General features: G+C 63.5%; 4 protein-coding genes. 3 read left to right on the top strand and 1 reads right to left on the bottom strand.

What is annotated here, in order from left to right; translation table 11 throughout:
• Positions 1–176 precede the first annotated feature (176 nt).
• Positions 177–1,445 carry a phosphotransferase gene (locus Q0A15_RS03525; RefSeq protein ID WP_291278156.1) on the bottom strand — a complete coding sequence of 423 codons (1,269 nt, stop codon included), beginning with the start codon at positions 1,443–1,445 and terminating at the stop codon, positions 177–179.
• A 406-nt stretch (positions 1,446–1,851) separates the two neighbouring features.
• Here Q0A15_RS03525 and Q0A15_RS03520 point away from each other — a divergent pair, with 406 nt between their 5' ends.
• The 3 genes from Q0A15_RS03520 to Q0A15_RS03510 all read left to right on the top strand — a co-directional run bounded on the left by Q0A15_RS03520 (position 1,852) and on the right by Q0A15_RS03510 (position 5,084).
• On the top strand, positions 1,852–3,243 hold the full coding sequence (locus tag Q0A15_RS03520; protein WP_291278155.1) for a glycine betaine/L-proline ABC transporter ATP-binding protein: 1,392 nt from the start codon (positions 1,852–1,854) through the stop codon (positions 3,241–3,243).
• Entirely contained in the window at positions 3,240–4,094 is an 855-nt protein-coding gene (locus Q0A15_RS03515; protein WP_291278154.1) for a proline/glycine betaine ABC transporter permease, read from the top strand. Before Q0A15_RS03520 ends, Q0A15_RS03515 begins: the two co-directional genes overlap by 4 nt.
• 102 nt (positions 4,095–4,196) lie before the next feature.
• Complete coding sequence (locus tag Q0A15_RS03510) at positions 4,197–5,084, top strand: glycine betaine ABC transporter substrate-binding protein (protein ID WP_291278153.1); 888 nt, start codon at positions 4,197–4,199, stop codon at positions 5,082–5,084.
• Positions 5,085–5,249 lie beyond the last annotated feature (165 nt).

The raw sequence follows: 5,249 nt of genomic DNA, 5'->3' as shown, positions 1-5,249 counted from the left end.
GCTCCGGCTACGGCCGCGACCTGTCCATCTACGCCCTGCAGGACTACTCCCGCACCAAGCACATCCAACACAACCACGCCTGAGCAACGGCTCCGCCAGTGCACCCCATCAGATGGCAGCATCCGGAAATGCGGGCACGGATCGTGCCCGCATTTCCGGAAACTGCCAGCAGGGAATCAGAAGTAGTTCTCGGCGCGCTCCAACAGGCGGCCCGCAAGGGCCAGCCTGTCGCGCGCGGCCTGAAGCAGGTCGTCGTGCCCTTCGCCCGGCATACCGGCGATCAGGGTGAGAACAACGGCTGCGGAACGCACCCACAGGCCTCGTGGATCGCCGCCCTGCCGAGCCACATCGGCCACGAGTGCAGGTGTGATCCAGCGCAGGAGCTTGGGCACATCGAGGTATCGGTGATCCAGGGACGGGAGGACGGCCAAGTGCGCCACGAGGCACGCGAGGTCGTCAACCCGATAGCCCGGCCCCACGCCATCCAGGTCCAACAGCCCCGAGATCTGGGAATCATGGACAAAGACATTGGCCTCGTAGAGGTCGCCGTGGGTTGGTACCACCTGTCCAGGGTGAAAGTTGGCGAGACCCCAACGGATGCGCTGCAACAGCATGTCGATCTCAGGGACCATGCCGGGGAAGGCGGATCTCGCAGCGAGTGCGTGGTCCTCGATCCTGTCGCTCCACGAATCCTTACGCTCCAACTTCAAGCACTCGGCAGGCAACCGGTCCAGAACCGAGATGAGGTCCGCAGTGCTCACGGGATGCATTTCCTGGGATGCGAGCGCCGTGGCGAGGGAGTGCCCCGCTGCAACATCCAGGGCGATGGTGCCGTCCCGTACCACGTCGGTGGGTCCGGTTGCATCATTCGGCAGCCGCAGCCGAGGCACCGGAAGACCCGCGTGGGTGAGCATGAGGTGACGTTGCGCCAAGTCTGCTGCGCGGGAATGAAGCACTTTGAGGAAGAAGGCCGTACCCGGCTGAGTCTGGTCCAGGTCTGCGACGAGGACCGCCCTGCGCAGTGGCCGGTATGCGCGCGTGCGAACCTGAGTCACTGTATGCCCGTGCCCCCAGCGTGCCTGCACCTGCGCGGGGTCCACTGCTGCGGGCAGACCGGGGAGTTTGGGGTCGTAGGGATGCGGCCACAGCACCACCATGCCACCAGGCCCTTGGGCAAAACGCGGCTCGCAACCGGCCGGAACCGCCGCCAACGTCGCTCGGTCCAGGATCTCCGTCGTCAACCCGATGATCATGGGTTCAGGGGTGTCAGGAGCGGAGACCTGCAGCAGCGCGGAGACGCCGGCACCTGGCCGGTGCTGCACCGTAACCGGGTGAACCCCTGGGAAGGTGCCGTACTGCCCCAAGGCATCGGCAACCCACGGGGACAGGTCAGCGGAGGAGAGCCATGCGATCTGCGAGGCCGGGTCCCAGTTGGTCTGTGTCACGCAGTACTACCTCCTTGTCTCGTTCAGCCTCTCACGTCCTGGCGTCGCTCAGCCCCTCTTGGCATGCCTTCTGGCGTGTCACGGGTATGCTGTGGGTCACAGGAAGAACCTTGTGACGCACATCTCCTTGCGTCACCAGCTCGTGACAATTACATAACGTTTGAAAGTGGCATTCCCATACCTCGAAAAGTGCAGCAGAATGGGCGACACGCCACTGACATATCAGTTGTTGGTCAAGAAAGTACGACGCCGCCAAGTGGACAGAAGCGGAGATCCACACAACAGTGAAAGGGGCACCCGACACATAACGGGTCAAGCGAATCGAATTCGAAACGGTGTGAGTCGGCCTCGGGCAGGAAACCGACGGCGACTCACACACCATCAATGAAAGGACGGATACCGTACCGTGGCACAACCCACCACCACGACGGCTCCTCCAGCCGCGTCAGGCACACATGACACGGCCCTGAGCGTTCAGGGCGTCTACAAGATCTTTGGGCCCAAGCCCGGAGAAGCACTCAAACAGCTCCGTGCGGGACGAACCCGCGAGGACGTCTCCAAGCTCGGGACGGCCGCCGTCATCGACGCGAGTTTCGATGTGGCACCCGGCGAGATCTTCGTGGTCATGGGCCTGTCCGGGTCCGGCAAGTCCACGCTGATCCGCACACTGAACGGTCTTTGGGACGTCACTGCCGGATCCGTGATGGTCGGGGGCGTGGACCTGGCCAAGGCCAGCAAGCATCAGCTGCGTGAGGTCAGGGCCACGAAGATCTCCATGGTCTTCCAGCACTTTGCCCTCCTGCCCCACAAGTCCAACCTGGAGAACGCGGCATACCCCCTGGAGATCCAGGGCGTCCCCAAGGAGGAACGCCACAAGAAGGCCCGTGAGGCCCTCACCATGGTTGGCCTCGGCGACTGGATCGAGCACTACCCGTCCGAGCTCTCGGGTGGTATGCAGCAGCGCGTGGGCCTTGCCCGTGCCCTGGCTGCGGACACCGATATCCTGCTCATGGATGAGGCCTTCTCCGCATTGGATCCCCTGATCCGCCGCGAGATGCAAGACCAGCTCCTGGTGCTTCAGCGTCAGCTGGGCAAGACCATCGTCTTCATCACCCACGATCTGGACGAGGCCATGCGCCTGGGCGACAGGATCGCCATCATGCGCAACGGTGAGGTGGTGCAGATCGGTACCGGCGAGGAGATCCTCTCCAACCCTGCCACCGAGTACGTCACCAAGTTCATCGCCGACGTGGACAAGGCCAAGGTCATCACCGCGGGCGCCGTGGCCAGTCAGGTCATTGGTGAGCTGCCAGACACCGCCGGTCCCAAGCGAGCTCGTGTGTCCATGGCGAAGAACCAGCTCTCCGCCGCATACGTGGTGGACCGCGACCGCCGCCTCGTGGGTTACGTGGTGGATGACGAGGTCATCGAGGCGGAACGCCGTGGTGCAACCGCGTTGGAAGGCCTCATTCACTCCGAGGCATACATCGTCACCGAGGACACCATCCTCTCCGAGGTCCTGGCACCCGCAGCGGAATCCAGGCTGCCCGTTGCCGTGGTCGATTCCAAGGGCCACCTCGTCGGCGTCATTCCACGAGCCGTCCTGCTGTCCGCCATGGTCCCGGCCGAGGCGCCCAAGACCGGCCCCATTTCCCTACCAACGGGAGCCATCCCGATCGTCCCGCAGGCACCGGACGACGCCAAGCTCGAGGGCGCACAGCACCGCGCCGATGCGCCCATTGATGGGGCCCCCGCCTCCGAAGCAGATACCACCGAGACGGAAGGGGAACAGAAGTGAATCCCGAAGACCTCCCCACCATTCCGCTCTCAGACTGGGTCGATGAAGCCGCCACCTGGCTCCAGTCCGCGTGGCAGCCCTTCTTCGACTTCATCAACACGGTGATGGAAGGCGCCTACGACACCGTTGACGCCGCCTTCGTCGCCATTCCGTGGTGGCTGATGATCTTGGTCATCGTGGTCATTGCCTGGCTCTCGAAGAAGTGGATCCTGGCGGCCGGTACCTTGATCGGCCTCCTGGTCATCGTCTTTCTCGGGTACTGGGAAGACGCCATGCATACGCTCGCGTTGGTCCTTGTGGCCACCATCGTGGCTCTCATCGTGGCCATACCCTTGGGTATCTGGGCCGCGAAGTCCAGACGAGTCTCCGCCGTGGTGAAGCCCATCATGGACTTCCTGCAGACCATGCCTGCCTTCGTCTACCTGATCCCGATGGTCATGTTCTTGGCTACCGGTGTGGTGCCCGGCATCGTTGCAACGATCTTCTTCTCCCTTGCTCCGGGCGTGCGCATGACCGAACTCGGTATCCGCGGCGTGGACTCCGAGGTCGTCGAGGCCGGTCAGGCCTTCGGCGCTTCCCCCGGCCGCATCCTGCGTCAGATCCAGCTGCCGCTGGCCATGCCGACCATCATGGCCGGCGTCAACCAGGTCATCATGTTGGCCCTGTCCATGGTGGTCATCGCCGGCATGGTCGGCGGCGAGGGCCTTGGCCAGGTCGTGGTCAACGCCGTCCAGAATGTGCGCATCGGCCAAGGCGTCTCCGCCGGCCTCTGCGTGGTCATCCTGGCCATCATCCTTGACCGCATCACTGGCGGCTTCGGTTCCCGTCAGAAGCAGAAGAAGCGGCAGTAACTCCTACCTACCCCTGAGACCCGGCACGGCCGGTTCCGGCCGTCGCCAAGCCAATCGGCGGTCTCCCTGACGTCAACGGGAGACCACATGAAAGGAACCAACATGAGTACCACTCGTAACCTGAAGCGCGTTGCCGTGGGCGGCATCGCGATCGCTGCCCTTGCCCTTTCCGCCTGCGGCTCCAGCGGCGGCGGAGAGGCCGACAACGGCGACAACAAGAAGATCACCATCGGCGTGGTGGACGGCTGGGCCGAGGGCGTCGGCGTCACCAACCTCTGGAAGTCGGTCCTCGAGGACGCCGGCTACGACGTGAAGATCCAGAAGGCAGACGTCGGCGTGATCTACACCGGCCTGTCCAAGGGCGACATCGACGTGTACCTGGATGCATGGCTCCCTGTGACCCACAAGGAGTACGTGGACAAGTACAAGGACAACTACGTGGAGCTCGGCACCTGGTACAAGGACGGAGTCAATGCCCTCACCGTGAACGCCGATTCCCCGGCGAAGTCCATCGAGGACCTGAAGACCATGGGCAAGGAGTACGGGAACAAGCTGGTTGGCATCGAGGCCGGTTCCGGCCTCAACAAGCTCACCGAGGGCGCCATCAAGGACTACGGCCTGGACAACCTGAACTACGTGACCTCCTCCTCCCCCGCCATGCTCTCCGAGCTGGACGGCGCCATCAACAAGGGCAACAACATCGCGGTGACGCTGTGGCACCCGCACTGGGCCTACTCCAAGTACGACCTGCGAGACCTCGAGGACCCGAAGGGCTCCATGGGCAAGCCCGAGGAGATGCGCATCATGGCGTACAAGGACTTCGAGGACGACTTCCCCGCCCTGAGCGCCAAGTTCAAGGACTTCAAGCTCACGGAGGACCAGATCAACGGCATGCTGGACCTCATGAACGAGACCTCCGACGACGAGGGCGTCGAGAAGTGGATCGAGGACAACAAGGACTTCGTGGACGGCCTCACGCCGGAGAAGTGATCTCCTGAACCACTGACGCTGCCGTCCCATGGACGGCGATGGCCGACGGGTGGTGGGGACCCAGTGGTGCACACACCCCCAGGGCCAATGGTGTTCCAAATTCCAATACCGGCGGGCGGGTGAAATCTACGGGCGCCTGAATTGCACGACAGCATGCCCCGCCCG

It is taken from the genome of Galactobacter sp. (assembly GCF_022712295.1).
GTDB lineage: Bacteria > Actinomycetota > Actinomycetes > Actinomycetales > Micrococcaceae > Galactobacter.
The sequence above is the reverse complement of the archived record's forward strand: the minus strand, read 5'-3'. Positions and strand labels throughout refer to the sequence as shown.